Origin of the sequence: Corallococcus sp. AB030 (genome assembly GCF_003668965.1) — a bacterium.
Classification (GTDB): domain Bacteria; phylum Myxococcota; class Myxococcia; order Myxococcales; family Myxococcaceae; genus Corallococcus; species Corallococcus exiguus.
The window spans coordinates 1-26,006 of record NZ_RAWQ01000160.1 but is presented as its reverse complement, the minus strand read 5'-3'; the positions used below and the strand labels follow the sequence as shown (position 1 = coordinate 26,006).

Here is a 26,006-nt window from a genome sequence, read left to right as displayed (position 1 = left end):
CCTGGGAGCCCCTCCGCCCCTGGACGGCCACCGCGGCCCGCCCCTGCACCGGCGCCTCCGTGCGTCGCTGAAGGTCTCCATCGTGGAGGGGATGTTCGCGGAGGTGTTCACCGCGTGCGCGGGTCCTACCGTGCTCACCGCGTGGGCCATCGCGCTGAAGCTGGGCCCCTTCCTGGTGGGCGTGATGACGGCGCTGCCGTTCTTCGCGCAGTTCGTGCAGTTCCCCGCCGCGTGGCTCACCCTCTGCTTCGGCCACCGGCGGGTGGCGCTGACGGCGGTGTGTCTGTCCCGGCTGGCCCTCTTGCCCATGGCGCTGCTGCCGTGGCTGGGCCTGTCCCTGGAGGGGCAGCAGCACCTGCTGCTCGCCGTGGCCGGGGCGTCCGCGCTGCTGGCGGTGGTGGGCAACAACGCGTGGGTGGCGTGGATGGGGGAGCTCGTCCCGGGCGCCGTGCGGGGCCGCTTCTTCGGCAAGCGCACCGCGCTCACCACGCTGATGGGCACGGGCGCGTCGCTCACCGCGGGCCTGCTGATGGACCGGTTGAAGGGGCTGGATGGGGTGGGCATGGCGCTGCCGCTGCTGGCGCTCGCCGCGTGCGTCATGGGCGTCGTCACCACGCTGATGATGGCCGCGCAGCATGACCCGGCGCCCCCGGGCAGCTCGCCGAAGCTGGAGCTCAAGGCGGCGCTCCTGCCCTGGAAGGACGACGGGGCCCGGCGGGTGCTGCTGTACCAGGTGGCGTGGAACGCGGCGGTGGGCGTGTCCGCGCCCTTCTTCGCGCTGCACAGCCTTCAGAACCTCAAGATGACCTTCGTCATCATGGCCCTGCACGCGGCGGCGGTGGCGGGCGTGCGCGTGCTGACGGCGCCCCTGTGGGGCCGCGCCATCGACAAGCTGGGCGCACAGCCGGTGCTGATGCTCTGCTCGCTGGGCATCAGCGCCATCCCCATGCTGTGGCTGCTGCCCTCCGCGGGGACGCTCTGGCCGCTGCTGTTCGACGTACTCCTGGCGGGCGCGCTGTGGAGCGGCCACGGCCTGGCCATCTTCGCGCTGCCCCTGACGGTGGCGCCGCGCCGCGGCCGGCCCTTCTACCTGGCGGCGTTCGCCACCGCGGGCGGGCTGGCCTACGCGGCGGCGGCGGCCCTGGGCGGGGCGCTGGCGGCGCGCGTGCCCCAGCAGTTCATGCTGGGCGGCCACCTCTGGGTGAACCTGCACGTGCTCTTCGTCGTGTCGGCGGTGGCCCGGCTGGGGGCCGCCTTCCTCGCGGCCCGGGTGAACGAACCCGGCGCCGCCACCACGCGCACCGTGGCCCAGGTGGTGGAGCGGTTTACGCCCCGCCTCCGCCCGGCTACAGCCGGTAGTCGCGCACCATCGCCGCCACGCGCTCCGACAGGAGCTTGAGCGACACGGCGGACTCGCTGGTGGTGGCGATGCGCTTCACCGTGTCGCCCATCACCGTGTTGAGCTCGTTCACGGCGGTGAAGATCTGCTCGATGCCGGTGGCCTGCTGGTTCACCGTCTGCGAAATCTGACGGGCGGACACCACGCTGTCCCGCACGATGGAGGACAGCTGGCGCAGCGTGTCCCCGGACGTGCGCACCTGGGCCAGTCCCGTCTCCATGCGCTGCGTGCCCGCGGCCGTGATCTCCACCGTGGCGAAGATGGCGGTGCTGATGTCCGCCAGGATGCCGCGCACCTGGTTCGTCGCGCGGATAGACTGGTCCGCCAGGCCGCGAATCTCCCGGGCCACCACCGCGAAGCCCTTGCCGTGCTCCCCGGAGCGCGCCGCCTCGATGGCCGCGTTCACCGCGAGCAGGTGCGACTGGTCCGCCAGGTCCTTCACCGTCTCCGTGATGCCGGAGATCTGCTCGGTGCGCTCGCCCAGGGCCATGATGCGCTCGGCGATCTGCTCCACCTGCGCGCGCAGCGCCACCATCCCCTCGATGCTCTCGGTGATGGCGATCTCTCCCGTCTTGCCCAGCACCTCCGCGCGCTCCGCCACGTCGATGACCGTCTCCGCCGCACGCGACGCCACCACCGACGTCTGGCGGATCTCCTGCGCCGTCACCTGCGTCTCCTGCAGCGCGGCGGCGTGGCGGGACACCATCTCGTTCTGCCGGCCCGCGGAGTCGTTCAGGTGGTCCACCGAGCCGCGCAGCAGGTCCGACGACCCCTGCAACTGCTGCAAGAGGTCCTTCACCTTGGACACCATCAGGGAGAAGGCCTTCGACAGCTGGGCCACCTCGTCCGAGCCCTCCACGCGCACCGTCTCGCGCAGGTCGCCGTGCTCCGCGATGCGTTGGGCGGCCGCCGTCAGCTGCACCAGCGGCGCCGCCACCCGGCGCGCCAGCACGATGCCCACGACGACGAAGAGCGCGAGCGCCAGCACCATCACCACGCTCACCCCGGTGGTGATGGCCCGCACCTGCGCGCGCGCCGACGTGCGGTTGAAGCCCACGTGCACGGTGCCCGCGCCGTTCGCGAAGCGCGAGCTCACGTCCAACAGCTCCGCGTCCCGCACGTAGAACGTCGCCTCACCCTGCGCGCGCGCCAGCCGGTCGCGCAGCTCCCGCATCGCGGTGGCGTACTCGCCCGCCACCGCGCGCAGCTGCCCGGTCCCGTCGAAGACGGCCACGTAGGCCACCTGGTGGTGGCGGACCGCCTGTTCCAGCACCGCCTGGAGCGCCTCCGTCTGGCCCCCGGGCATCGCCGCGGGCAGCGTGGCCGCCAGCGCCGCGGGCAACGCGCCTCCCACGTCCCGGCCCTGCGCCTCGAAGGCGGAGCTGACGCGCGGGATGAGGTAGCCGAAGAAGAGGACAGTGAAGAACAGCGCCACCAACAGCGGCGCCAGCGTGAGCTTCTGCGAAAGGGAGAGTCGCATCCGGGAGCGGCGCCAAATCCAGAGGAAGTCTGGGAAACGTAGCCCCTCTGGACCATCCAGCGAGGTGCTGCATTGTGGACATCCCAGAGGAGCCGGCGCAATGGCTCCGCGCATCGAAAGCCCGTGAAAGTCAGACACCGCGCCCTGGGTAGCGACGAACCCGGGGCGCGGGCGTCATCCCGGCTTGAGTCAGCCGGCCTTGCGGTTGTTGGACGGTGCGCTCTCGTCCCACTTCTCCATCAGGGTGTTGGACGGGAGGGTCTCATCCAGCAGCTTGCGCGCGGCCTCGGCGCCGGTGACGGGCAGGCCCTTGCGGTCAATCAGGCCCAGCTGCACGAGCACGGCGGCCTGATCCCAGTAGATGTGCTCGTGGTAGAGCTTGTCGCCGCGGAAGTTCACCACCGCCACGAAGGCCGCCTCCACGTACTTCCCGGTGGGCGGGATGCCCGGGAGCATCCAGTCCATCTCGATGTCGTGGGTGAAGCTGAAGATGAACTCGTCCACCACGCGGTCGGCGCCCACGGTGCGCGACAGCAGGGTCATCTTCGTGTCCTTGGGGTTGGCGTGCACGAAGTGGTTTTCGTAGAAGCGGTGCAGGTACTCCGCGCCCACGCCACCCGTCATCACCGGCACGCTGTTGACGTACGGGTGCGACACCATGGTCTTCATGGTCGCGTCCGCGTCGCGGGCGGCGAACTCCAGCTCCGTGTGTTTGTCCCACAGCGCGGCCAGGTCGTAGCGCGGCCCCATCACGCGCTTGAGCAGCGCGAGGGTGCGCGTGTGCGCCGTCATCATCGAGGGCCGGTTCCAGGCCGGCGAGCCCTCGCGGAAGAAGCCGTGGCGCACGCCCTGGTACACGTACAGCTCCACGTCGACGCTGACGTGCTGCTTCACCCGCGCCACCGCGGCCGGAGGCACGAAGCCGTCCCACTCCGCGTAGTGGACCACCATGGGGGCCGCGTTCTCACCGCCCTGCGCGAGCACGTCCTCCATGCCGGGCGCGCAGTAGGCCACCGCGCAGTCCACGTGCGCGTGCGCCGCCAGCTGCGCGGCCAGCGTCCCACCCAGCCCGTAGCCCAGCGCGCCGACCTGCTTCTTGCCCCGCAGTCCCACCACCTCCGGTAGCGAGCGCGCCCAGGCCACCACCGGCTTCAGGTCCACCTCTTCCGGTTCTCCTCGTGAGGCGAGGTCGGGCACCACCACCACGTAGCCCTCTTCACTGAAGCGCTCGGCCATCAGCTTCAGGTGGGCGTTTCCCTCGAACGCCTCCACCATCAGCAGCAGCAGGGCCGGACCCGTTCCAGAGGCGGGGCGTCGCACCCACGCACGAATCGGGTCGCTTCCTTCCACGGGAATCCACGTCGAGTTGTCGTTCATTTGTCGCGCACCCTCCCCAAAGCGGACACATTTCACGCCCGGACGGACTGCCTCCCGGGCGTCTGGCATTGTAGCAAACCCTCCACATGCTTGCCTCATCTTATGAGAGGTTTTGATGTGGATGGATTGTTGTATGCCTTTTATGTGGAGTAATCAGCCACCACTGCAATGCACTGTCGGTGACGCGAACGGCCTTGTGTCTCACGCCGTCATCGGCGTGGAGACGCCCGCGCACGCGGAGTGCGCGCGTGTCTCAACCAAAGCCTGACGCGGAAGACACAGGGAGAAGATCGTACCGACGTCCGGGGTCGATTCCACCCGGAGGGTGCCGCGGTGGGCCTCCACGATGCTGCGCGCGATGTAGAGCCCCAGGCCCAGGCTCTCGCGCTGGCCCGGGCCGTCGCCGCGTCGGAAGGGCTGGAAGAGCGTGGGCAGGAGGTGCGCGGGGATGGGGGCCCCGGCGTTCTGGACCTCCAGATAGACGGTGTCCACGCCCTGCTCGAAGGTGCGCAGGCGCACGGGCGTGTCTCGCGGGCTGTACTTGAGCGCGTTGTCCAGCAGGTTGGCCACCACCTGCGCCAGCCGGTCCAGGTCCCACACGCCCGGGAGGCTGTCGCGGGCGAAGTCGCACAGGATGGAGCGCTCCGGTTTCGCCGCGCGCAGCTCGTCCACGAGCTTGCGGCATAGCTCGTTGAGGTCGCCCGCGCCCGGCACCACCGGGATGCCGCCGCCCACGCGCGCACGGGTGAAGTCCAACAGCTGATCCACGATGCCCTGGATGCGCTCGCCGCCCCGGGCCACCCGCTCGAAGGCCTTGCGCTGGGCGTCCGGCAGCACCTCACGGGACAGCTGGACGTTGGCCGTGGTGAGGATGGCCGCGAGCGGTGTGCGGATGTCGTGCCCCACGATTCCCACCAGCTGCTGCTCGAGCTCCGTCGCGCGTTGCAGCTCCTCCTCCACGCGCCGGCGCTCCGCCAGCTCCAGCGCCTGCTGCCGCAGCTTCTCACCGCGCAGGTACAGCTCCACGAACACGGACACCTTGGCGCGCAGGATGTTCGGATCCACCGGCTTGAGCAGGTAGTCCACCGCGCCGTACTCGTAGCCCCGGGTGACGTAGGCCGCCTCGCGGCTGAGCGCGGTGATGAAGAGGATGGGCAGGTGCTTCGTGCGCTCGCGGGTGCGCACCAGACGCGCCGTCTCCAGGCCGTCCAGCCCCGGCATCTGCACGTCCATCAGCACGCACGCGTACTCGTCCAACAGCAGCGCCTTCAGCGCCTCGTCGCCGGAGCGCACCGACACCACCTGCTGACCGAGCGGCTCCAGGATGGCCTCCAGGGCGAGCAGGTTCGCCGGCGTGTCGTCCACCAGGAGGACGCGCGCGCGCGGCGCACCGGGCGCGTCATCGGTGCGGCGGTGAGACAGGTCGGGGACGGTGGTGAGTACGGGCGTCCTGGGAACAGGGGGCTTCAAGGAGGCGTTCACTCGGGCGTTGGGGGTGGAACGGCTCGGCGGGCGGACGCGAGGCCGGGGCCCCCTAGGTGTCCGCCGGATGTCGGGCGCCCGCTTCCAACACAGCCCCTTCTCCGCCTTGTTCCCTGCACCTGTATTCAAAAGCCACAGCAAGACAGGAATTCACAATCAAAACTGACCCGTTGCAATTCCTGTCAGGGGCGTAGACTCCGCGTACATGACGCTCCCGGCTCCTCGCACCCTGCTGCTCGGCCCCACTGACTTACGCGCGCTCGTGGAAGGCGTGGGCCTGGACGTCCTGATGGACGAGCTCATCCACGCACTCACCGTGGCATTGAGGGAGTTCGACGAGTCCGTCCTGCAGGTCCCCAAGCGGGAGGGCTTCCAGGTGGTGAGCGACTCGCGGCCTTCCGGGACGATGGGCTGGATGCCCGCCCTGCGGCGCGGGGACAGCCTGACCATGAGGGTGTCCGCCTCCCTCCCCGGCAACCGGGGTGACTCGGGAATGCCCACGCTCGTCGCATCACACAGCGTCTATGACGTGAAGACGGGCCATCTGGTGGCGGTGATGGACGGGGTGTTCGCCACGGCGCTGCGCACCGGCGCGGCGTCGGCGGTGGCCAGCCGCTACCTGGCGTCTCCGGACAGCCGGGTGCTGGGGCTGGTGGGCTGCGGTGCGCAGGCCGTGTCTCAGTTGCATGCGCTCAGCCGCGTGTTCCGGTTGGAGCAGGTGCTGGTGCACGACATCGATCCAGACGCGGCGCGCTCCTTCGTGCGGCGCGTGGCGTTCCTGGGGCTGGACGTGCGGCCCACGCTGCTGCCGGACCTGGAGATGCGCTCGGACATCCTCTGCACCGCGACCACCGTCGCCCCGGGCGCGGGGGCCGTCATCTCCGGCCACGCGCTCCAGCCGCATGCGCACGTCAACGCGGTGGGCTCGGACCAGCCGGGCAAGGCGGAGCTGCCCCTGGCGCTCTTGCGCCGCAGCCTCGTCGTGCCGGACTTTCCCGCCCAGGCGCGCCAGGAGGGCGAGTGTCAGCAGCTCCACCCGGACCAGATTGGCCCGGACCTGGCCACCGTGGTGCAGCAGCCGGAGGAGTTCGAAGGCTGGCGCGAGCGCAACACCGTGTTCGACTCCACCGGCCACGCGCTGGAGGACCACGTGGTGACGCGCCTGCTGTTGGAGCACGCGCGGCGCATGGGTCTGGGCACCCTGGTGTCGTTGGAGGCGCTGGGTGGAGACCCGTTGGACCCGTACTCGCTGGTGCGGGGTGACGTGGCCGGACGCGCCGAGTCGCCGCGCCGCGCCACCGGCAGCTGACGTTCTCCAGAGGGCGACCCGCCCGCCCGGACGACAGCCATTCCAGCGGGGGACACCCGCCTTCTTCGAGTAGCACCGGACGAAGACGCCGCCCCGATGCCCGGCCTCCACGCCGGATGTCGGGGCGGTTTCGTTTCACTCCCGGCACACAACTTCCCGCACACGCCGCCGATAATCGCGAAAGCACTAGCTATCCACTATTCCTGGAATCGTACACCATGACCGTCCGCACCCCCTCCACCCGTGCCACCGCCACCGCGCCCGCGAGCACCGCCGCCACGGCCCCCCGCACCGCCGCTCCCGCGCGCGCGGCGGCCGCGTCCACGGCCCTCACGGCGCCGCCCGCGGGCCTGGGTAAGGGCGACTCCGGGGCGAAGGTGAAGCAGCTTCAGCAGGGGCTGGTGAAGCTGGGCTACATGACGCAGGCGCAGATGAATTCGGGCGCCGGCTCCTTCGGGCCGCAGACCGAGGCGGCGGTGAAGAAGTTCCAGACGGCCAACAAGATCTCCGCCACCGGCTACTACGGGGCGCAGACTGCGGCGGCGCTGACGAAGGCACTCAAGCCGACGACGACGCCTCCGCCCACCGAGCCCGGGAAGTTCACCAAGCCCGCGGTCATCAGCGCGCCTTCGCCCAACAACGACTCGCGCAACGGCGCGGACATCGACACCATCGTGCTGCACCACACCGGCACCAACAACGGCTCCGGGGACCTGTCGTGGATGCGCAACCCGGACAGCAAGGTGTCCGCGCACTACATGCTGGACCGCGATGGGAAGATCTACCAGCTGGTCGGCGACACCAAGCGCGCGTGGCACGCGGGCAAGGGGGAGTTGCACGGCGTGCCCACGGACGTGAACGCGCGCTCCATCGGCATCGAGATCGTCAACGACGGCAGCGGCAAGACGGCCTTCACGGAGGCGCAGTACAAGTCGCTGACGAAGCTCGTGGGCTACCTGAAGCAGGAGTACGACGTGCCGGCGAAGAACATCGTCGGGCACAAGGACGTGGCCGTGCCCAAGGGCCGCAAGGACGATCCGGCGGCCAACTTCGACTGGTCCCGGCTGCGCAAGGGCATTGGCGGCTGAGCAGCGCTCCTCGCGCCGCCCGCCCTGCCCTCACGACGTGCGCACTTCCACCGGAGCGTGCTAGAAGACCGCTCCAGTGCTCCGACTCTGGCTCTTCATCTGCCTGATGCTGCTCGCTCCCATCGGGGGCGGGCTCGCGCATGCCTTCGGGCCGGCGCAGCAGGCGGAGACGTGCCTCACGGGCTGCGCGGATGACGACGCGCAGGGCCAGTGCGCTCCCACCTGCGTGGACTGCGCCTGCTGCACGCACGCGAAGCCCCTGGCCGTCGCCGTGCCGCTGCCGGGCCTCATGGGCTCCCTGTTCCGGGAGGCTCCCATCACTCCCGAAGCCTCGGAGCCGTCCTCCGCCGACGCGGATGACATCCTGCACGTCCCCATAGTTCCTCTCGCTTAAGGCCCGCGTCCATCGTCGTTCGCACGCGCCCCGCCACCGGTGTGCCCGGCCTCCTGCCCGGGTGCATGGGTGCGCGCGGCCCGCCTTCCGCAGAGGTCCTCTTCCGTGCCCATCCGTTCCGCGACGGCCGCCCTCGGGCTGGCCGCCGTCCTGCTCTGGCCGCGCCCTGGTGGCGCGGATCCATCCCGCATCACCCTCCAGGACGTCTTCGCCCTGGCGCGCGAGCACGCCCCGGCGCTGGTCGAGGCCCGGGCCCGCGTCCGCGCAGCCCAGGGACCCCTGGCGAGCGCCGCGCCGCTCCTGCGCGAGAACCCCCAGCTCGACGTTCAGGTAGGCCCGCGCCGGCTCCCCAATGGCGTCTACGGCCTGGACCTCGCGTTGGGCCTGTCGCAGCCCTTCGAGCTGGGCGGCAAGCAGGGCCTGCGGCGTGATGCGGCGCGCGCGGGCCTGTCCATGGAGGAGGCCCGGCTGCGCGACGCGGAGCGGCTCCTCCTGGGAGACGTGGCCGCCGCCTACCTGCGTCTCCTGCAAGCCGGGGAGCGGAAGAAGCTGGTGGAGGCCGCGGCGGAAGCGGCGGTGCGCACCGTCAAGGCCACGGAGCAGCGCTACGCGGCCGGTGACGTTCCGGCCGTGGACGTGAACGTGGCGAAGGTGGCGCACGCCCGGGCGCGCGCGGAGCTCCAGGTCGCGGATGGCGAGATCTTCGCGCTGCGAGAGGAGCTGGAGGTCCGCGTGGGCTACCGCGCGAGGCCCATGGTGACCTACGACGATGATCTGCGCTCACTCGCGCGGGCGCCCGTCCGCGAGGTGACGGACGGCGCTGGAGCGCGCGCGGACCTGGTGGCCCTGGAGCAGGAGCAGGTCCAGGCGAAGGCCGCCGCGACGCTGGGCCGGCGCCAGGTGCTGCCGGACGTGACGGTGGGCGCGCGCTACCAGAAGGAGGCGGACGAGACGGTGTTCCTGGGAACGCTCAGCGTGCCCCTGCCCGTCTTCGCTCGCGGCCAGGAAGCGCGCCTCGTGGGTGAAGCGGATGCAAGCCGCGCCGAGCAGGAGCTGGCCGCCGCGCGCACCGTCGTGCCCGCCCAGGTCCAGGCCGCGAAGTATCGCTACCGCGCGAGCCTCGGCGCCCTCGGGACCCTGGAGCAGGTGCTGCCGCTCCTGGATGACAACGAGGCGCTGGCGCAGCGCTCCTATGACGCTGGGGAGATGGACCTCGCGGCCTTCCTCCTCGTCCGTCGCGACACGCTGGAGGCGCGGGCCGCATGGCTCGACGGCCTGCTGCGATTGGCCCTTGCTCGTGTGCAGTTGGAAGTGGAAACGGGAGTCCTGCCATGAAGCCCACGCTGCTGCTGCTGTCCGTCCTCGTGGGCCTCACCGCCTGCAAGTCCTCCAAGGCGGAACACGACGACGCGCACGAACACGGCCATGACGAGGCCGCCAAGGAGAAGCTCCACGTCGAGTCCGGTGACGTCATCCATGTGCACGTCCCCCAGGAGATGCTCCGGGACCTGCGCGTCACCACCGCGAAGGTGGAGGCCCGCCCAGGAGGAGAGAGCGTCACCGCGCTGGGCGAGCTGACCTTCAGTGAGGACGCCTACGCGGAGGTGGCCTCGCCGGTCTCCGCGCGCGTGGCCTCCGTCGCCGTGACGACGGGCCAGGCCGTGAAGCAGGGCCAGCGGCTGGCGGAGCTCCAGAGTCCGGAGCTGGGCCGAGCCCGCGCGGACCTCCAGGCCACGCAGGCCCGCGCCACCGCCGCACGGCAGGCCGCGGACCGCAAGCGCACGCTGGCCGAGGAACGCATCGTCGCGCGCAAGGACGCGCAGGCCGCTGAAGCGGATGCCGCCGCCGCGGAGGCGGAGGTGGCCGCCGCGAAGGCCGCGCTCACGGCGTTGGGCGCGGGCAGCGCCAGCGGTGAGAGCACGTCCGGCTTCGTGCTCAAGGCGCCCATCGACGGCACCGTCGTGGAGCGCACCGCGCGGCTGGGGCAGATGGCGGACCCGTCTCAACCGCTCTTCCGCGTGGGCGACCTGTCGTCGCTGTGGCTCATCGTCCACGCGTTCGAACGGGACGCCGTGCGACTGAAGCCCGGGGCGGACGCGCGCGTCACCTTCGCCGCGTTCCCGGGCCAGGAGTTCACCGCGAAGGTGGGCCACGTGGGGCAGCGGGTGGATCCCCACAGCCGCACCATCCCCGTGCGCCTGGAGCTGGACAACGGCAAGGGGCTCCTGCGGCCGGGCATGTCCGCGTCCGCGTCCATCCCGCTGGGAGAGCCGGGCGCCACGCTCACGGCCGTGCCCGCGGCGGCGCTCCAGCGGCTGGAGAATGGCTGGGTGGCGTTCCTGCCCACGCCGGAGGCAGGCGTCTTCGAGCAGCGCGAGGTGGGCCGGGGCCGCAGCCTGGGCACGCAGGTGGAGGTCCTGAAGGGGCTCGCCGTGGGCGACGAGGTGGTGGTGGAGGGCGCGTTCCTGCTCAAGGCCGAGGTGGAGAAGTCCCAGGGAGGAGGCGATGAGCATGGCCACTGATCCGCGCACGACGCTGCCGGGGCGCATCCTCCGCGCGTCCTTTTCTCGGCCCGGGCTGACGGTGCTCGTCGTCCTGGCGCTGGCGGCCTTTGGCGCGATGGCGCTCCGCAACCTGCGCCAGGACGTGTTCCCGGATCTGTCCGCGCCCATCTTCAACGTCATCGTGCAGAACGCGGCCATGGGCGCCGAGGAACTGGAGACAGCGGTGGCCATCCCCATGGAGGTGGCGCTGGCAGGCCTGCCGGAGGTGCGCCGCATCCGCTCCACCTCGCAGCTGGGCGTCACGCAGGTGACGGTGGAGTTCGAACCGGACGCGGACTATTTCCGCAGCCGCCAGTACGTCGCGGAGCGCGTGGCGCAGGCGGCGGGCGAGTTGCCACCGGGCACCGATACGCCGCTCGTGTCCAGCCTCACCGGCCGGCTCAATGAGGTCTTCGAGTTCACGCTGGAGGCGGAGCCCGGCAGCGCGGACCTGATGGCGCTGCGCGACCTGGCGGAGTTCGACATCAAGAACCGGCTGCTCGCGGTGCCCGGCGTCGCGGGCGTGGAGCGGCTGGGCGGCTACCTGCGCCAGTTCCAGGTGCTGCTGGATCCGGATCAACTGGTGGCGCGAGGCATCACCCTGGACGAGGTGCAGCACGGCCTGGAGGGCGCCAGCGTCAACGCCTCCGGAGGCTTCATCACACAGGGCCCCATGGAGTGGGCCGTGCGCGCCGTGGGCCGTGCGGAGACAGTGGAGGACCTGAACAACACCGTGGTCGCGCTGCGGGACGGAACGCCCGTGCTGCTGGGAGACGTGGCGGACGTGCGCGAAGCCCCCGCGCCGCGCCGGGGCATGGCGCACCGGTTGGATGGCGAGGTGGTGAGCTGCCGCGTGAGCAAGCAGTTCGGCGCGGACACCGTGCTCGTCGCCGAGGGCGTGCGCGCGGCCATCGACGAGCTGCGACGCTCGCTGCCGCCGGGCGTGCACCTGCGCGTCGTCTACGACCAATCGGAGCTGGTGGGCTCCGCGCTGGGAGGCGTGGGCCGGGCCATCCTGCTGGGCGCGTTCCTGGTGGTGGGCGTGCTCTTCCTGCTGCTCGGGGACTGGCGCGCGGCGCTCATCGTCACGCTCACCCTGCCCCTGTCGCTGGCGCTTGCGGGACTGCTGCTCAAGGCGGCGGGCATCGGGTTGAACACGATGACGCTGGGAGGCCTCGCCATCGCGGTGGGCCTGCTGGTGGACGCGGCCATCATCGTCGTGGAGAACGTCATCCACGACCTGCGCGAGGGCAAGGGCCGCCGCTCGGTGCGCGACGAGGCGCTGGCGGCGGCGATGGAAGTGGGCCGTCCCATCGCCTACGCCACGCTCATCGTCGTCGCGGTGTTCATCCCGCTCTTCGCGATGTCGGGCATCGAGGGCCGCATGTACCAGCCGCTCGCGGCGGCGGTGGTGGCGTGCCTGGCCGCGTCGCTCGCGCTGGCGCTCACGCTGGTGCCGGTGGTGTCGGGGCTGCTCTTGCGCGCGCCGAGCGAGGACTCACCGGAGGATGTGTGGATCATCCGCAAGGTGAAGGCCGCGTACGCGCCAATCCTGGACAAGTGCATGCGCCACGCGGGCCTGGTGCGCGTGGTGGCGCTGGCCATCACCGTGCCCGCGTTGGGCCTGGCCTTCATGGTGGGCAGCGACTTCATGCCCCGGCTGGACGAGGGCGCGTTCCTGCTCCAGACGGTGCTGCCGGCGGAGGCGTCACTGGACGAGGTGGATCGCCTCAACCACCGCGTGGAGGACGTGCTGCGCGAGTTCCCGGAGGTGGAGGACGTGGTGCGCCGCACCGGCCGCGCCGAGCGCACCGAGGACCCGATGCCCCACACCCTGTCCGACGTGCTGGTGGTCCTCAAGAAGGACACCCTCGGAGGCCGCGAGACGCTGGAGTCGCGGATGCGCGAGGCGGTGGGGAAGGTGCCCGGCGTGTCGGTGCTCTTCACCACGCCGCTGGGGATGCGCATCGACGAGGGGCTGGGAGGCAGCCCCGCGGACCTCTCCGTGCGCGTCTTCGGGCCGGACCTGGACACGCTCTCGGAGCTCGCGGAGCGCACGCGCGCGTTGATGTCGAAAGTGGACGGCGTGGAGGACCTGCGGGTGGAGCGGCTGAGCGGCCTGCCGCAGCTGCGCATCGCGGTGAACCGCGCGGCGGTGGCGCGCGTGGGACTGACGCCCGGCGACGTCATCCGGGCCGTCCGCGTGGGGCTCGTGGGTGAGGAGTCCGCGCAGATCTGGCGGGGCCAGCGGCGCTACGACCTGGTGCTCCGGCTGGCGGACCACCGCCGGGGCGACGTGAACGCCATCCGCAACCTGCTGGTGGACGGACACGACGGCACGCGCATCCCGCTGAGTCAGCTGGCCACCATCGAGGAGACCTCCGGCGCGGGGAGCGTGCGCCGCGAGGCCGGCAGCCGGCGCATCGCGGTGGAAGCGGGCGTGTCCGGCCGCGACCTGGGCAGCACGGCGGCGGAGGTACGGGAGGTGCTGGCCACGCAGCTGAAGCTGCCCACGGGCTACTTCGTGGACGTGGGCGGCAAGGTGGAGAGCCAGGAGCGCGCGGCGCAGGCGCTGACGGTGGCCATCGCCCTGGCGCTGATGGCGGTGTTCGTCCTGCTCTACCTCGCGCTGGACTCCGTGGCGGAGGCGCTGGTCATCCTGGCCACGCTGCCGGACGCGTTCGTGGGTGGCATCCTCGCGCTGCTCATCGCGGGCGAGACGTGGAACGTGTCCAGCCTGGTGGGCCTCATCGGCCTGTTCGGCATCGCGGTGCAGAACGGACTGGTGCTCGTGGCGCAGACGAAGGACCTGATGGGCCGGGGCAAGCCCTTCGCGGAGGCCGTGCGCGAGGCGAGCATCGGCCGCGTGAGGCCCAAGCTGATGACCGCGGGCACGGCCATCCTCGGGTTGCTGCCGCTGCTGGTGTTGCCGCTGCACGGGACGGAGATTGAACGTCCGCTGGCGGTGGTGATGGTCGGCGGGCTCGTCACGTCCACCCTCTTCACGCTGCTGGCCCTGCCCACGTTCTACGCGCTGGTGCACGGGTTCCAGGAGCGGATCAAGGCGCGCAGGGCCGCGCGAAAGGTCCCGGCGTGAGCCTGTCACCGGAGGCGATGGACGCGCTGCTGCGCCATCACCACGCGTTCCTCGCGTTCCTCACGCCGCGCGTGGGGAGCCAGGAGGCGGCGCGCGAGGTGCTGCAGGCCGCGTTCGTGAAGGGCATGGAACAGGGAGGCGCGCTGCGCGAGGAGCAGAGCGCGGTGGCCTGGTTCTACCGGCTCCTGCGCAACGCGCTGGTGGACCGCCACCGCCGGGGCCAGCGGGAGGTCACCACGCTGGAGTCCCTGGCCCACGAGCAGCCGCTGTCCACCGAGGACGCCAACGGCCTGGAGGCGACGGTGTGCGGCTGCGTGGCGGGGCTCGCGGGGACGCTCAAGCCCGAGTACGCGGAGGCCGTGCGCCGGGTGGACCTGGAAGGGCTCACCGTGGCCACGTATGCGCGGGAGGCGGGCATCTCCGCCAACAACGCCGCCGTGCGCCTGCACCGCGCCCGGAAGGCCCTGGGCGAGCAGCTGGTGGAGCTGTGCGGCCATTGCTGCGCGCAGGGCTGCGTGGACTGCGACTGCGCGCCCGCGTGAAAAATCAGGTGTAAGAGCGCGCGGGGCCGGGCGTCAGCCTGGGGGAACGCAGCTGGAGGTCTCCCATGGACGTCGCCACCTTCACCCGGCCGGCCCTGCCCGCCGCCACCCTCGCCTTCCTCCTCTTCGCCATGGTGTTGCCGTCGGTCCGACTGCGCCGCCGCACGGGCCGCCCGGCGCTGGTGCTGCACCGCTCCGGCCCGCCGCTCCAGCGGGTCATCGGCGTGGGCATGGCGCTGTTCATGGGGGCCATCGTGCTCTGGAGCGCGGCGCACCTGGCCATCGGGGAGCAAGCGTTGGGCGTGTGGCAGGTCCCTGGCGCGCTCCGGTGGACGGGCTGGGCCTTGGTGGCCGTGGGGTTCATCTTCACCGTGCGCGCCCAGGTGGAGATGGGCGCGTCGTGGCGCATCGGCATCGACTCGGACCGGACGGAGCTGGTGACGGGAGGCCTCTTCGGCGTCGTGCGCAACCCCATCTTCAGCGGGATGCTCGTCGTGGTGACGGGCATGGCGCTCGCGACCCCGAGCGCGTGGACCGTGATGGGCTGGCTCGACTACGTGCTGCTGGTGTCGCTCCAGGTGCGGCTGGAGGAGGAGCACCTGCTGCGCCTGCACGCCGACACCTATCAGCGCTACGCGGCGCGCGTGGGCCGCTTCATCCCCGGTGTGGGGCGGCTCGAAGCGCCCGGCCTGGACGCCGCGCCGCGCATCACAGTGTGACGTTGGCGGTCACACCTCGCACGAAGTGCCCATGCGAGCGTGTTCCTCCGGACGCCGTCATTCCGTGGGGTTGCGCTACCTGACGCGATGGCCCGACCCTTGCTCAACAGGGCACATCCCTTTTCGAGGTCTCGAGTGCATTGGAAATCCCCCTGGCTCTTCGTGGTTCTGCTGCTCGGTGGCTGCGCGTCCATCCAGAAGGAGCGCGGCCACATGGAAGTGGCGGCACTCGTGGAGGAGCGAACGGGTTTGAAGACGCGATGGAATCAGGGGACGCCGGAGGATGAGCAGGTGCAGCAACACCTGGATGCCCTGCTGGCCGGCGACCTCACGTCGGACCGTGCGGTGGAGGTGGCGCTGCTCAACAACCCCGCGCTCCAGGCGACGTACGAGGACCTGGGCGTGTCCCAGGCGGACATGGTGCAGGCCGGGTTGCTCACCAACCCGTCCTTCGACGGGAGCATCGGCTTCCCTCTGTCCTCGGACGGCATCACCGAGACCGAGTTCTCCATCGTCCAGAGCTTCGTGGACCTCTTCACGCTGCCGCTGCGCAAGCGCGTGGCGAAGGAGCAGTTCCAGGCGGACACGCTGCGCGTGGCGCACGAGGCGCTGGCCACCACGGCGGAGGTCCGACAGGCGTTCACGGAGGTGCAGGCCCGGCAGCAGCTGGTCGCGCTGCGCAGAGAGGTGTTCCAGGCAGCGGACGCGGCGGCGGACCTGTCCAACCGGCAGCGCGCCGCGGGCAACATCACGGTGCTGGCCCTGGCCACCGAACAGGCCTCGCTGGAGCAGGCGCGGTTGGAGCTGGCCCAGGATGAGCTGGCGCTGGTCGAAGCGCGCGAACACCTCACCCGCCTGATGGGCCTGTACGGCGCGAGGGTCCAGTGGACGCTGGCGCGGAAGCTGCCGGAGGTCCCCGCCGCCGAGTCCTCACTGGAGCGTCTGGAGACGCTGGCCATCGAGCAGCGGCTGGACATCGACGCGGCCCGCAAGCAGACGTCGCTGTTGTGGAACGCGCTGGAGCTGGCGCGCAGCACGCGCTACTTCGGCCGCGTGGAGGTGGGAGTGCACACGCACCGCGACGCGAACGGTCCGCGCCTGCTGGGCCCCACGCTGTCGCTGGAGCTGCCCATCTTCGATCAACGTCAGGCGCTCATCGCGAAGCTGGAGGCGCAGCACCGCCAGGGCGAGAACCGGCTGACGGAGCTGGCCGTCAACGCCCGCTCGGAAGTGCGCGCGGCGAGGGCGAAGCTGGTGACGCTGCGGAACATGGCGGAGCGCTACCAGAAGGTCGTGCTCCCGCTGCGCACCACCATCGTCGAGGAGTCGCAACGCCAGTACAACGCCATGCAGATCGGTCTTCCCGGCCTCCTCCTCGCGCGACGCGAGCAGGTGGAAGCCTGGAGGGCGTACTTGGAGACGGTCCGCGACTACTGGATGGCGCGAGCCGATCTCGAGCGGCTCGTGGGAGGACGCCTGCCGTCCACCGCCGCTCCCGCCCCCACTCCCACTCCCACTCCTTCTCCCGAGCCCACCCATGAGCACCATGAAGCCCACTGACGAAACCCAGGGCCCCGCCGAGGACACGCGGACCGAATCTCCCTCGCTCACGCGCCGCGGGCTGCTCGCGCGCACGGGCGCGACGCTGGCGACGGGCGCCCTGTTGATGCACGGCCGCGCCGCCCAGGCGCAATCCAGCGTGCCCGCCGCGAAGGCCCCGCGCGAAGCGTCCACGGCGGGCCACGGCTACCGTCCTGTCGTCGTGCCCAACGGCGCGAAGCTGCCGTGGAAGAACGTGGGCGGCGTGAAGGTGTTCCACCTGGTGGCCCAGGAGGTGGAGCACGAGTTCGCGCCCGGCCTCAAGGCCACGTGCTGGGGCTACAACGGCCACGTGCACGGGCCCACCATCGAGGTGGTGGAGGGCGACCGCGTGCGCTTCTACGTCACGAACCGGCTGCCCGCGTCCACCACGGTGCACTGGCACGGCGTCCTCACCCCCAGCGGCATGGACGGCGTGGGCGGGCTGAACCAGAAGGCCATCGCGCCGGGCGAGACGTACCGCTACGAGTTCACGGTGCGTCAGTCGGGGACGTGCATGTATCACTCGCACCACGACGAGATGACGCAGATGGCGCTCGGCATGGTGGGCCTGTTCATCATCCACCCTCGCAAGCCGGTGGGGCCGCGAGTGGACCGCGACTTCGCCATCATGCTGCACGAGTGGCGCATCGACCCGGGCACGCGGCGTCCGGACCCCAACGAGATGACGGACTTCAACATCCTGACGATGAACGCGAAGGCGTTCCCGGGCACGGAGCCGCTGGTGGTGCGCAAGGGCGAGCGGGTGCGGATCCGCTTCGGCAACCTGAGCGCGATGGACCACCACCCCATCCACCTGCACGGCTACCAGTTCCGCATCACGGACACGGACGGAGGCCGCATCCCGGAGAGCGCGCAGTGGCCGGAGACGACGGTGCTCGTGCCCACGGGAAGCACCCGCACCATCGAGTTCGTGGCGGACGAACCCGGGGACTGGGCCATGCACTGCCACATGACCCACCACGTGATGAACCAGATGGGCCACGACCTGCCGAACATGGTCGGCGTGAAGCCTGGAGGCCTGGACGCGAAGGTGCGCCCGTTGCTGCCCGGCTACATGACGATGGGGCAGACGGGCATGGGGGACATGGCGGGCATGCACCACATGCCCATGCCCGCGAACTCCATTCCCATGGTCGGCGGCAAGGGCCCCTACGACGAGATCACCATGGGAGGCATGTTCACGATCCTCAAGGTCCGCGACCGGCTGGAGGCAGAGGGCGATCCCGGCTGGTACACGCCTCCGCCGGGGACGCTGGCGCAGCTCGCCCATGCGGACGAGCTGCGGCGGGACGGCATCGACGTCTAGGCAGCCAGGCCGCCCTTACGACTGCCTGCTGCCATGGGGCAGGTGCCTCCCCGATCGGTCCTTCTGTTGCATCAGGGGTCCGCGACGGCCACCTTTATATCAATTGCCTGGCAATACCCGCTGGCGGCCGCGCTGCTCGTGTCTGGAATCCGCCGGGGATTGTGTGGCCCCAAGGGATTCTGCTGACAGGGGAAGGACCATGGCGAGCATCGCGGAGATCATCCGGAGCCATCATTCGGAGATCATCCAGTGTTGGATGGACGAGGCGACCCGGGCCGCATCCGCCCGTGGCCTGGAACAGCCCGAGTTCAGGAACGTCATGCCCATCTATCTCGCGTCCCTCGCGGAAGCGCGGGCATCGGGCGGTGATGGCGACAACCAGCAGCGGCAGCACGTTGAAAGCCATGTGTCCGCACGGCTTCGCCAGGGCTTCCATGTGGGTGAGGTCGTCGAGGAGTTCGCCATCCTGGGGCGGTGCATCACCCAGACCTGGGCCAACACGCCTCCGGACGAGCAGCCCGACGGGCATGACGTCGAGCAGCTCTACACCGAGCTGCACGTCGCCATGGAGTCCGTCGCGGACCTCTTCGGCAAACACCTGCTGGAGGAAGAACAGACGGAGAAGCGCTACCTGCGGCTCCTCCAGAAGGTGGCCAGTGAGGCGCTCAGGCTGGACGAACCACGCAGCCGGAGCCAATTGAAGGAGCTGCTCGAAATCATCCTGGAGGCCATGGGCGCCCAGAGCTGCGCCTTGTTGCTGTACGCGCCAGAGGACGAGCGCCTGGTCACCGCGGCCTCCGCGGGAGCCGGCAACGAGCAACTGGAACACTACGCGACCTCCCTGGACCCCAAGTCCTTTCCCGGGAGCATCGTGGAGGCGGGCGAGGAGACCTACTCCCTCCGGGACGCCACGACCACGACGCTCGAGGTGAGCGAGTCGCTCCGCCAGGGAGGGATCCACTCCGTGCTCGGGGTCCGGCTGCCCGCCCACCGGGCCCTGACGGGCGTGCTCTACGTCGGGCTGACCAACACCCGTGAGTTCACCGGCCGGGAGAAGCAGCGGCTCCAGACGCTGGGCCAGCACCTGAGCGTCCACCTGGAGAACGCCCGGCTGTACACGAACCTCCAGGAGAAGGTCGAAGCGCTCGAGACCGAGCGCGGCCTCCGCGAGCAGTTCGTCACCATCCTGGCCCATGATCTCCGTGGCCCCTTGTCGACGGCGAAGATGGGGGCGCACGCGCTCCTCCGGGATCCGGAGAAGCTGGAGGCGCGACGCGACCTGGCGCTGCGGATCGACCGGAACATCGAACGGGCGGACCAGATGGTACGGGACCTGCTCGACGCCAATCGCATCCAAGCGGGCCAACGGCTGCCGCTCCGGCTCGACACGTGTGACCTGGGGAGCATCGCCCACGACGTCGTCGAGGAGCTGACGATGCTCCATGGAGGGCGCTTCGTGCTCGAGGCGGAGGAGCACGTCCGGGGCATCTGGAGCGCCGAAGAGCTGCGTCGAGCCTTGTGGAACCTGGGCACCAACGCCCTCAAGTACGGAGCGGCCGACAGCCGCATCACCTTCACCGTCACGGCGACCGGCGCGCATGCGCAAGCCTCCGTGCACAACCAGGGGCCGGCGATCGCGCGTGCCGACCAGGAGGCCATCTTCAAGCCCTTCATCCGGACCCGCTCCGCGAAGACGGGGCCGTCGAAGGGCTGGGGACTGGGACTGACGCTGGTGTGGGGGTGCGCCCAGGCGCACGGTGGAAGGGTCGAGCTGACGAGCGACGCCGGCACCGGAACGACCTTCCGCCTGATGCTGCCCTGGGACGCCCGCCCGTTCCAGGCGGACCCGAACGGGGCGGAGCTCGCCGGACGGGCTTCGGGCCACCCCTGACAGGAGATGAAGCTCATCCGGCTCACGCCTGCTTCGCTGGGCAGGCATGCGGAGCCCCGTCCGTCACCCGTGCGGATGGATGACGGCACTTCACTCGCGGCATCCCCACCTTTGTGAGCGAACGGAGGAACAACCCCCATGCAATTCGCGGAAAGCGTCACCCAGGGCCGTATGGTCGTCACGGCCGGAGGTCAGGCGCTCGGGAACGTGGAGACCCTGTCCATCGACAGCGAGACCTGGAAGATCGACACCATCCAGGTGAAGTTGACTTCGGAAGCTTCCGAGCAGTTCGGCGTCTACTGGAACTACTTCCACGCGGGGCGCATCTACGTGCCGACGCGACTGGTGCATTCGGTGAGTGACACCGTGCTCCTCTCCGTCAGCATCGATGAACTCCGTGAGGTGCTCTCCCAGGACTCCGCCAGCGCCCCCAGCTGAGCACGGCTTTACTTCCTCCGGGCCCGTCCACTACGAGAAGCCCGATGAAGAACGGCTTCTGCTGGTACGAGTTGCGCTCCCCCAGGCCCGGCGAGGCGCGGCGCTTCTACCTGGACGTCCTGGGAATGGACGTCGCGTGGGAAGTCTCCCTGCTGCCCGAAGCCGCCGCCGCCCGTGGTGCTCCGAGTCACTGGCTGGGACACATCCACGTTTCCGACCTGGAGTCCTCCGTGGAGCGCTTCGTCGCGCTCGGCGCGGAGCTTCTCGGGCCGCCGAGGCGGTCCACGGAAGGCATCGCCTCCACCGTGCTGCGGGATCCGCTGGGCGCGGTGGTCGCAATGACCTCCCGGGCCGGGCGGAACACACACGCGGAATTGGCGTGGCACGAACTGCACACGGCCGACCATGCCCGCGCCCTGGGCCTCTACAGCGGCCTGTTCGGCTGGCGGCCGACGGAAGCACTCCAGTTGTCCCCCGAGGTCGGGACATATCAACAGTTCACCTGGCATGAGGATGGGCGCAGCGTGGGGGCGGCCTGTAGCACCGCGCGCCTCCCGCACATCCATCCGCACTGGCTCTTCTATTTCGCTGTCGACGACCTGGACCGCGCCCTCGCCGCGGTCGTCGAGGGTGGAGGGCTCGTGGCCAACGGCACGCACGTCATGCCCGATGGAACACGCGTCGCGCCGTGTGAGGACCCGCACCGCGCCGCGTTCGGCCTGCGTCAGGCGCCGTAACATGAAGCCCTGTTCAGCTTTACAGGCTTGATGGAGTAGATTCGCGGTCCCCTCGGAGGCTCCCCATGACCGCTCCTCTGCCGACGCTGGAACGCCTTCCTCGTGGAGCGCTCACGTTGTTCCGCATCCGGGCGCTCCTGCGCATGGGCATCTACGGTGGAATCGCGTTCGCCGTGGCTCTGGGGTTGAGCTTCGCTGGCAACGAGCACTGGCCGTTCCTGCTGCCGTGCGCGGTGGTGCTGGGATTGAGCGTGTTGACGTCGTGGTATCCGCAACGCGCGCACGAGCGCTGGGGCTGGGCGCTGCGTGAGCACGACCTGGTCATCTCCCACGGCGTACTCCTGCACGAAGTGGTGTCCATCCCGGCGGGGCGCATCCAGCACGTGGACGTGCACCAGGGCCCCATCGAGCGGTCACTGGGGCTCGCGCGCCTGCAGATCTACACGGCCGCGGGCAGTGGCGCGGACGGAGAGATTCCCGGATTGACGCGGGAGACCGCGGACGCCCTGCGCGAGCGGTTGGTGCGGCGCGAGGCCGACGATGTCGTCTGAGCCGGTGGCGCTGGCCACGCCGGAGGAGGTGTCCTGGAAGCGGCTGAGCGCGAAGGCGCCGCTCGCGGCGTTGGTACCCCTGTCGGGGACGATTGGCCGCATGCTCCTGGGCGCGTTGCTGCCCACGTACTTCGCGGGTGAGCGCGGCCTGCCGGTGGTCCTCTGGGTGATCGTGCTGAGCGCGGCCGTGCTGCTGCTCGCCACCATGCTCTATGAAGTGGCCACGACGAGCTACCGCGTGGTGGATGCCCAGTTGGAGATCCGATCCGGCGTCTTCACGCGCACTTCACGTTTCATCGAAGCCGCGCGGGTGCAGAACACGGAGGTCTTGCAGCCCTTCGTGTCGAAGCTGCTCGGGCTGGTGGAGGTGAAGGTGGAGACCGCCTCCGGCGGCAAGGCGGACGGCCACCTTCGAGGACTGACGCCGGAGGATGCACAGGCGCTGATCCACGCGCTCCAGACTGTGCGAGGCGAAAGCACGGCGACGGTGCTCCTGCTCGGCGAAGCCGCGCCGGAGGAGCGAGTGCTCTCCGAAGCCCACCTGGGAGGCCTGCTGCTCTACGGAGCCACCGCGCTGGGGTTGGGCGTCATCGCGGTGGTGATGGGCGCGTTGCACGAAATCACCGAGACCTTCCACAAGCTGCTGCTGCCGTGGATGGAGGCGCACTGGGACGCGGTGGCGGCGCCGGGCATGGGCTGGTTGGCCGCGACGGTGGCGGCGCTCGCGGGGTTGTTCGGCCTGTGGCTGGTGAGTGGCGCGCGAGCCGTGTTGCGGTTCCACGGCTTCCGCCTGGTCGACACGGGCACGCATCTGCGAGCGGTGGGAGGGCTGATCACCCGCCGGCAGGTGACGGTGCGGCGTGCGCGCATCCAGCAGGTGGTGCTGGATGAACCCTTCCTGCGCCGCACGCTGGGCTTCGGTTCGGTGGAGGTGGAGACGGCGGGCGTCCGCACGGGCAAGGAGTCCTCGGACCGCGCGGAGCTGCTGGTGCCGGTGGTGCCCACGGCGCGCATGCCGGAGTTGCTGCGGGAGTTCGTGCCTGAGCTGCCTGATGCGATGCCATTCCAGCGAGCGCATCCCAAGGCACTCCTGCGGGCACGCGTCCGCGCGGTGGGCCTGAGCGTGCTGGTGGCGGCGCCAGCGACCTGGTTCTGGGGAGCCTGGGGCGCGGTGGCCTGGCTGCTGCTGCCCGCGCAGTTGCTGGGAGCCTGGTTCGACTGGCGCTTCCAGGGATGGCTCCTCACGGAAGCCCTGGTGGTGGTGCGCCAGGGCTTCTGGCGCAGGCGCACGACGGTGGTGCAGCGCTCTCGCATCCAGTCCGTGCGCGCGAGGCAGGGGCCGCTGGAGCGCGGCTACGGCATCGGACACGTGCGCATCGACGTGGCGGGTTCGCACGTCATCCTGCCTGGAGTGGGCTGGGAGGAAGCACAGTCGCTCATCGACGTGCTCCCGGCCCGGCGTCCCGCGCGCCGCGTGTCGCCTGTACGGCTTCCCGGATAGGCCTCGACACAGGGAGGGCCCATGCGCGATTGGGTTTTGTCGTTGTGCGCGGTGTTGATTGTCTCAGGATGCGCGGGCGTGGAGGCGCCTGAGCGCCGTAGCGGTTCGCGTGTGCTTCGCCAGAGGGCGGCCTTCGCACCAACGGACTCGCCGGAGCGTCGGCGCTCCCCTGCCCCCCGGACCCGAGCAGGTGGGGATTCGTTCGATCCGCTCACCCATCAGGCAGTCATCGAAGCCCTTGGGGAAGTGCAGGACACGGTGGATGGGGTCGCCAGGGCGCTCCCCAGGCTCGCGGAGAACACGAAGGGCCTGGGAGGCTTTGACGGCGTCTTCACCCGGTACACCGACTACGGCTCCATCCAGGTGCCATGGCTGCGGGGCGCGACCGCGAGAGCCACTTCGCTCGCGAACGCATCGGAGACGATCGAGGACTCGGACATGCGAGCGGGAATCCTCCGTCTGACAGGTCCACGACTCGAGGCCGTCATCTCCGGCGCGATGCTTCTGGCCACATGGCTCGACTTCTTGCGGCTCGCGGAGGTCATCCAGCAGGAGTGCCCCTTCTACGGAGCTGAGCGGCTGTTCGTGGACCTGGACCGTGTGCGGAAACGGATCGAGCCCGCCATGACGGCGCTCGCGTCAATGGACCCCGACAAGGTGCAGGCCACTGCGACCGCGATGCCTGAACTGATGGGGCAGCTCACCCGGGAGTTTCAGTCCATCCAGGAAGGTGCGCGCGGAGCGATGGAGCGCGGCGGGCGGGTCGTCGCGGCGGCCCAGTTCCTCGAAATGCTCACGCTGGTTTCAGCCCTGAAGGCGACGCTGCCAAGGCCGCCACCCGCCGCGCCCATCACGCTCGGTGTCGGGCTCGTGATGGGCTCGGGAGGCGTGATGCTGGGCTCGCGCATCGTCGTCACCGCCGAGTGGGTCGAGCGGATGCGCAGGCTGGTGCAGGCGGGAGTCATCTCCGCGCCCGTCGTCAGCGCGGCGGTCCGCATCCACGCGGGTCAGGTGCTGATGGCGCAGGCGAAGCAGGACCTGCCCAACGGTGTGCGCGAGGCGCTGGGAGACAGCCCCGAAGTTCGCGCCATGCACGAGACCGGCAGGGCCGGAGCCGGGATGTCCAGCGCACCGAAGCACCACGTCCTGCCGCAGGAGCATCGCGAGTGGTTCGAGAAGCGCGGGTTCACGGGCGAGATGAGCATCGACCAGTTCTGCGTCCGGCTGGAGCAGTCACACCACGAGGCGATTCACGGCGGCGGCGACTGGAAGTTGGGTCGTACCTGGACCGGGGAATGGAACCAGCTGATCATGCGCCTCTTGAAGAATTCCGAGAGAGCAACGGGCCGCCCATTGACACGAAATGAAATCCTGAACACCGTCGCGGAGAACATGAGGCTCTATCGCATTCCAATGCGGTTCATCTCTGGGAGGAAACGATGACTGATGGGCGTGCCTGGCAGGGCAATTGGAAGGCCCGCCTCTACGAGAGAGTCCGTGAACGTGGTTATGACTCCCTCACCGCATTCGCCGATGCACGTCCTGCCGTACCACTGGCTGAGCTGGCGGATGAACTGGGCAAGGACGATGTCGCTGGCGTGCAGTTGCTGAGCGGCTTGCTTGCTGAGTCAGAACAGCACAAGCGGGTCACGCGTTTCGTCCGGGACGTCTTGGTACGCATGTTGTCGCAGAGTCTCCCCAACGGCTGGCCGTCCGTCGTCGATGACACTTCTCGCTTCCAGATCGGCAAGGCGCTCGGGTCATGGTCTGCCTACATTCCTGATGCGTATCAGGAGCGCGCGGATCAGGTGATGGCGTCGTTCAGAGCCACGCCACCTCCCCCCGGCTGGCGCCCCCTCGGCCCCGACGACGAACTGCTCCTCATGCTCCTGCCGGACAAGGAAGCCTGATCGCTCAGCACAATGTCCGTCCAGCGCCTTTGAGCTTCATACCTACGAGACGACAATGACCGACGGACGCTCGTGGCAGGGAAACTGGAAGGTTCGCATGTATGAGCGGGTCCTCAAACGCGGTCACACCTCGCTCACGGACTTCGCCGATGCGCGCCCCACTGCTTCGCTGGTGGAACTGGCAGAGGATTTGGGGAAGGGCGACATCGCAGGAGCCCTGATCCTGAGCGGGCTGTTCACCGAGGCAGAGCGTCGCAACCAGGTTACGCGATTCGTACGCGGCGTACTCGTGCGCATGCTTTCGCAAAGCCTTCCCCAAGGCTGGCCAGCCGTGATGGATGACGCTTCGCGGTTCGCGGTCGCCAAGGCGCTCGGCCGTTGGAGTGGTTACACGCCAGAGTCCCACCAGCAGCGTGCGGAACAGCTCATGGCGGCGCTACGCGCGCACCCGCCGCCACCCGGCTGGCGCCCACTTGGCCCCGACGACGCACTCCTCCTCACGCTCCTGCCCGACAACGAAGCCTGATCCGCGTCACCCCGCGCGCGCACCCAGCGCCTTCATCCAGATCACGACCGCCACCGCCCCCGCGTCCGGAACCCCCTTCGCGCGCTCACCCAGGTAGCTGGCCCGGCCCAGTCG

At 70.0% G+C, this 26,006-nt stretch carries 23 protein-coding genes; 19 read left to right on the top strand and 4 right to left on the bottom strand.

Annotated features, from left to right (window positions below; all coding sequences use genetic code 11):
* The first annotated feature begins 1 nt into the window (after position 1).
* Complete coding sequence (locus D7Y15_RS30840; RefSeq protein ID WP_233605145.1) at positions 2 to 1,399, top strand: MFS transporter; 1,398 nt, start codon at positions 2 to 4, stop codon at positions 1,397 to 1,399.
* Here the strand turns inward: D7Y15_RS30840 and D7Y15_RS30835 are convergent.
* The 3 genes from D7Y15_RS30835 to D7Y15_RS30825 all read right to left on the bottom strand — a co-directional run bounded on the left by D7Y15_RS30835 (position 1,347) and on the right by D7Y15_RS30825 (position 5,726).
* A complete protein-coding gene (locus tag D7Y15_RS30835; RefSeq protein ID WP_121754809.1) occupies positions 1,347 to 2,879 on the bottom strand; it encodes a methyl-accepting chemotaxis protein in 1,533 nt (510 codons plus the stop codon). The genes D7Y15_RS30840 and D7Y15_RS30835 overlap by 53 nt on opposite strands.
* A gap of 189 nt (positions 2,880 to 3,068) precedes the next feature.
* Positions 3,069 to 4,256 (bottom strand): alpha/beta fold hydrolase, encoded by a 1,188-nt coding sequence (locus D7Y15_RS30830; RefSeq protein WP_167547961.1) that lies wholly within the window; start codon positions 4,254 to 4,256, stop codon positions 3,069 to 3,071.
* 201 nt (positions 4,257 to 4,457) lie between these two features.
* Positions 4,458 to 5,726 (bottom strand): response regulator, encoded by a 1,269-nt coding sequence (locus tag D7Y15_RS30825; protein WP_233596807.1) that lies wholly within the window; start codon positions 5,724 to 5,726, stop codon positions 4,458 to 4,460.
* A gap of 217 nt (positions 5,727 to 5,943) precedes the next feature.
* On the opposite strand from D7Y15_RS30825, the gene D7Y15_RS30820 reads away from it, so the two are divergent.
* The 18 genes from D7Y15_RS30820 to D7Y15_RS30730 all read left to right on the top strand — a co-directional run bounded on the left by D7Y15_RS30820 (position 5,944) and on the right by D7Y15_RS30730 (position 25,892).
* Positions 5,944 to 7,047, top strand: coding sequence for an ornithine cyclodeaminase family protein (locus D7Y15_RS30820; protein WP_120576243.1), 1,104 nt, complete (start codon positions 5,944 to 5,946; stop codon positions 7,045 to 7,047).
* A gap of 218 nt (positions 7,048 to 7,265) precedes the next feature.
* Positions 7,266 to 8,135, top strand: a complete 870-nt coding sequence (locus D7Y15_RS30815) for an N-acetylmuramoyl-L-alanine amidase (protein WP_121754808.1) — start codon at positions 7,266 to 7,268, stop codon at positions 8,133 to 8,135.
* A 76-nt stretch (positions 8,136 to 8,211) separates the two neighbouring features.
* Complete coding sequence (locus D7Y15_RS30810) at positions 8,212 to 8,529, top strand: hypothetical protein (RefSeq protein WP_120579573.1); 318 nt, start codon at positions 8,212 to 8,214, stop codon at positions 8,527 to 8,529.
* 105 nt (positions 8,530 to 8,634) lie between these two features.
* Positions 8,635 to 9,864 (top strand): TolC family protein, encoded by a 1,230-nt coding sequence (locus D7Y15_RS30805; RefSeq protein WP_121754807.1) that lies wholly within the window; start codon positions 8,635 to 8,637, stop codon positions 9,862 to 9,864.
* On the top strand, positions 9,861 to 11,051 hold the full coding sequence (locus D7Y15_RS30800) for an efflux RND transporter periplasmic adaptor subunit (protein WP_121754806.1): 1,191 nt from the start codon (positions 9,861 to 9,863) through the stop codon (positions 11,049 to 11,051). The genes D7Y15_RS30805 and D7Y15_RS30800 overlap by 4 nt, the downstream gene beginning before the upstream one ends.
* Positions 11,041 to 14,169 (top strand): efflux RND transporter permease subunit, encoded by a 3,129-nt coding sequence (locus D7Y15_RS30795; RefSeq protein WP_120579588.1) that lies wholly within the window; start codon positions 11,041 to 11,043, stop codon positions 14,167 to 14,169. The genes D7Y15_RS30800 and D7Y15_RS30795 overlap by 11 nt, the downstream gene beginning before the upstream one ends.
* Positions 14,166 to 14,711 (top strand): RNA polymerase sigma factor, encoded by a 546-nt coding sequence (locus D7Y15_RS30790; RefSeq protein ID WP_120579576.1) that lies wholly within the window; start codon positions 14,166 to 14,168, stop codon positions 14,709 to 14,711. Before D7Y15_RS30795 ends, D7Y15_RS30790 begins: the two co-directional genes overlap by 4 nt.
* 65 nt (positions 14,712 to 14,776) lie before the next feature.
* A complete protein-coding gene (locus D7Y15_RS30785) occupies positions 14,777 to 15,430 on the top strand; it encodes an isoprenylcysteine carboxylmethyltransferase family protein (protein WP_121754805.1) in 654 nt (217 codons plus the stop codon).
* Between the two features lie 135 nt (positions 15,431 to 15,565).
* Positions 15,566 to 16,990, top strand: a complete 1,425-nt coding sequence (locus tag D7Y15_RS30780; RefSeq protein ID WP_233605144.1) for a TolC family protein — start codon at positions 15,566 to 15,568, stop codon at positions 16,988 to 16,990.
* Positions 16,968 to 18,338, top strand: coding sequence for a multicopper oxidase family protein (locus D7Y15_RS30775; RefSeq protein ID WP_121754804.1), 1,371 nt, complete (start codon positions 16,968 to 16,970; stop codon positions 18,336 to 18,338). The genes D7Y15_RS30780 and D7Y15_RS30775 overlap by 23 nt, the downstream gene beginning before the upstream one ends.
* 199 nt (positions 18,339 to 18,537) lie before the next feature.
* Entirely contained in the window at positions 18,538 to 20,229 is a 1,692-nt protein-coding gene (locus D7Y15_RS30770; protein ID WP_121754803.1) for an ATP-binding protein, read from the top strand.
* Between the two features lie 138 nt (positions 20,230 to 20,367).
* Positions 20,368 to 20,667 (top strand): PRC-barrel domain containing protein, encoded by a 300-nt coding sequence (locus D7Y15_RS30760; protein ID WP_169820054.1) that lies wholly within the window; start codon positions 20,368 to 20,370, stop codon positions 20,665 to 20,667.
* A 44-nt stretch (positions 20,668 to 20,711) separates the two neighbouring features.
* Entirely contained in the window at positions 20,712 to 21,404 is a 693-nt protein-coding gene (locus D7Y15_RS30755; protein WP_121754802.1) for a VOC family protein, read from the top strand.
* 65 nt (positions 21,405 to 21,469) lie between these two features.
* Positions 21,470 to 21,955 carry a PH domain-containing protein gene (locus D7Y15_RS30750; RefSeq protein WP_120579581.1) on the top strand — a complete coding sequence of 162 codons (486 nt, stop codon included), beginning with the start codon at positions 21,470 to 21,472 and terminating at the stop codon, positions 21,953 to 21,955.
* Complete coding sequence (locus D7Y15_RS30745; RefSeq protein WP_121754801.1) at positions 21,945 to 23,456, top strand: PH domain-containing protein; 1,512 nt, start codon at positions 21,945 to 21,947, stop codon at positions 23,454 to 23,456. Before D7Y15_RS30750 ends, D7Y15_RS30745 begins: the two co-directional genes overlap by 11 nt.
* A 246-nt stretch (positions 23,457 to 23,702) precedes the next feature.
* Positions 23,703 to 24,899: a DUF2380 domain-containing protein gene (locus D7Y15_RS30740; RefSeq protein WP_233605143.1), complete on the top strand. Its 1,197-nt coding sequence runs from the start codon at positions 23,703 to 23,705 to the stop codon at positions 24,897 to 24,899.
* A complete protein-coding gene (locus D7Y15_RS30735; protein ID WP_121754799.1) occupies positions 24,896 to 25,366 on the top strand; it encodes an NUDIX hydrolase in 471 nt (156 codons plus the stop codon). Before D7Y15_RS30740 ends, D7Y15_RS30735 begins: the two co-directional genes overlap by 4 nt.
* 55 nt (positions 25,367 to 25,421) lie before the next feature.
* Positions 25,422 to 25,892 carry an NUDIX hydrolase gene (locus D7Y15_RS30730; protein WP_121754798.1) on the top strand — a complete coding sequence of 157 codons (471 nt, stop codon included), beginning with the start codon at positions 25,422 to 25,424 and terminating at the stop codon, positions 25,890 to 25,892.
* A 6-nt stretch (positions 25,893 to 25,898) separates the two neighbouring features.
* Here the strand turns inward: D7Y15_RS30730 and D7Y15_RS30725 are convergent, their stop codons facing one another.
* Entirely contained in the window at positions 25,899 to 26,003 is a 105-nt protein-coding gene (locus tag D7Y15_RS30725; protein WP_255430406.1) for a DAK2 domain-containing protein, read from the bottom strand.
* Positions 26,004 to 26,006: the final 3 nt, after the last annotated feature.

Coding starts and splice junctions, on each gene's coding strand:
- D7Y15_RS30835 (WP_121754809.1), bottom strand. CDS start 2,879: ATGCGACTCTCCCTTTCGCAGAAGCTCACGCTGGCGCCGCTGTTGGTG.
- D7Y15_RS30830 (WP_167547961.1), bottom strand. CDS start 4,256: ATGAACGACAACTCGACGTGGATTCCCGTGGAAGGAAGCGACCCGATT.
- D7Y15_RS30820 (WP_120576243.1), top strand. CDS start 5,944: ATGACGCTCCCGGCTCCTCGCACCCTGCTGCTCGGCCCCACTGACTTA.
- D7Y15_RS30815 (WP_121754808.1), top strand. CDS start 7,266: ATGACCGTCCGCACCCCCTCCACCCGTGCCACCGCCACCGCGCCCGCG.
- D7Y15_RS30800 (WP_121754806.1), top strand. CDS start 9,861: ATGAAGCCCACGCTGCTGCTGCTGTCCGTCCTCGTGGGCCTCACCGCC.
- D7Y15_RS30795 (WP_120579588.1), top strand. CDS start 11,041: ATGGCCACTGATCCGCGCACGACGCTGCCGGGGCGCATCCTCCGCGCG.
- D7Y15_RS30785 (WP_121754805.1), top strand. CDS start 14,777: ATGGACGTCGCCACCTTCACCCGGCCGGCCCTGCCCGCCGCCACCCTC.
- D7Y15_RS30775 (WP_121754804.1), top strand. CDS start 16,968: ATGAGCACCATGAAGCCCACTGACGAAACCCAGGGCCCCGCCGAGGAC.
- D7Y15_RS30770 (WP_121754803.1), top strand. CDS start 18,538: ATGGCGAGCATCGCGGAGATCATCCGGAGCCATCATTCGGAGATCATC.
- D7Y15_RS30760 (WP_169820054.1), top strand. CDS start 20,368: ATGCAATTCGCGGAAAGCGTCACCCAGGGCCGTATGGTCGTCACGGCC.
- D7Y15_RS30755 (WP_121754802.1), top strand. CDS start 20,712: ATGAAGAACGGCTTCTGCTGGTACGAGTTGCGCTCCCCCAGGCCCGGC.
- D7Y15_RS30750 (WP_120579581.1), top strand. CDS start 21,470: ATGACCGCTCCTCTGCCGACGCTGGAACGCCTTCCTCGTGGAGCGCTC.
- D7Y15_RS30745 (WP_121754801.1), top strand. CDS start 21,945: ATGTCGTCTGAGCCGGTGGCGCTGGCCACGCCGGAGGAGGTGTCCTGG.
- D7Y15_RS30735 (WP_121754799.1), top strand. CDS start 24,896: ATGACTGATGGGCGTGCCTGGCAGGGCAATTGGAAGGCCCGCCTCTAC.
- D7Y15_RS30730 (WP_121754798.1), top strand. CDS start 25,422: ATGACCGACGGACGCTCGTGGCAGGGAAACTGGAAGGTTCGCATGTAT.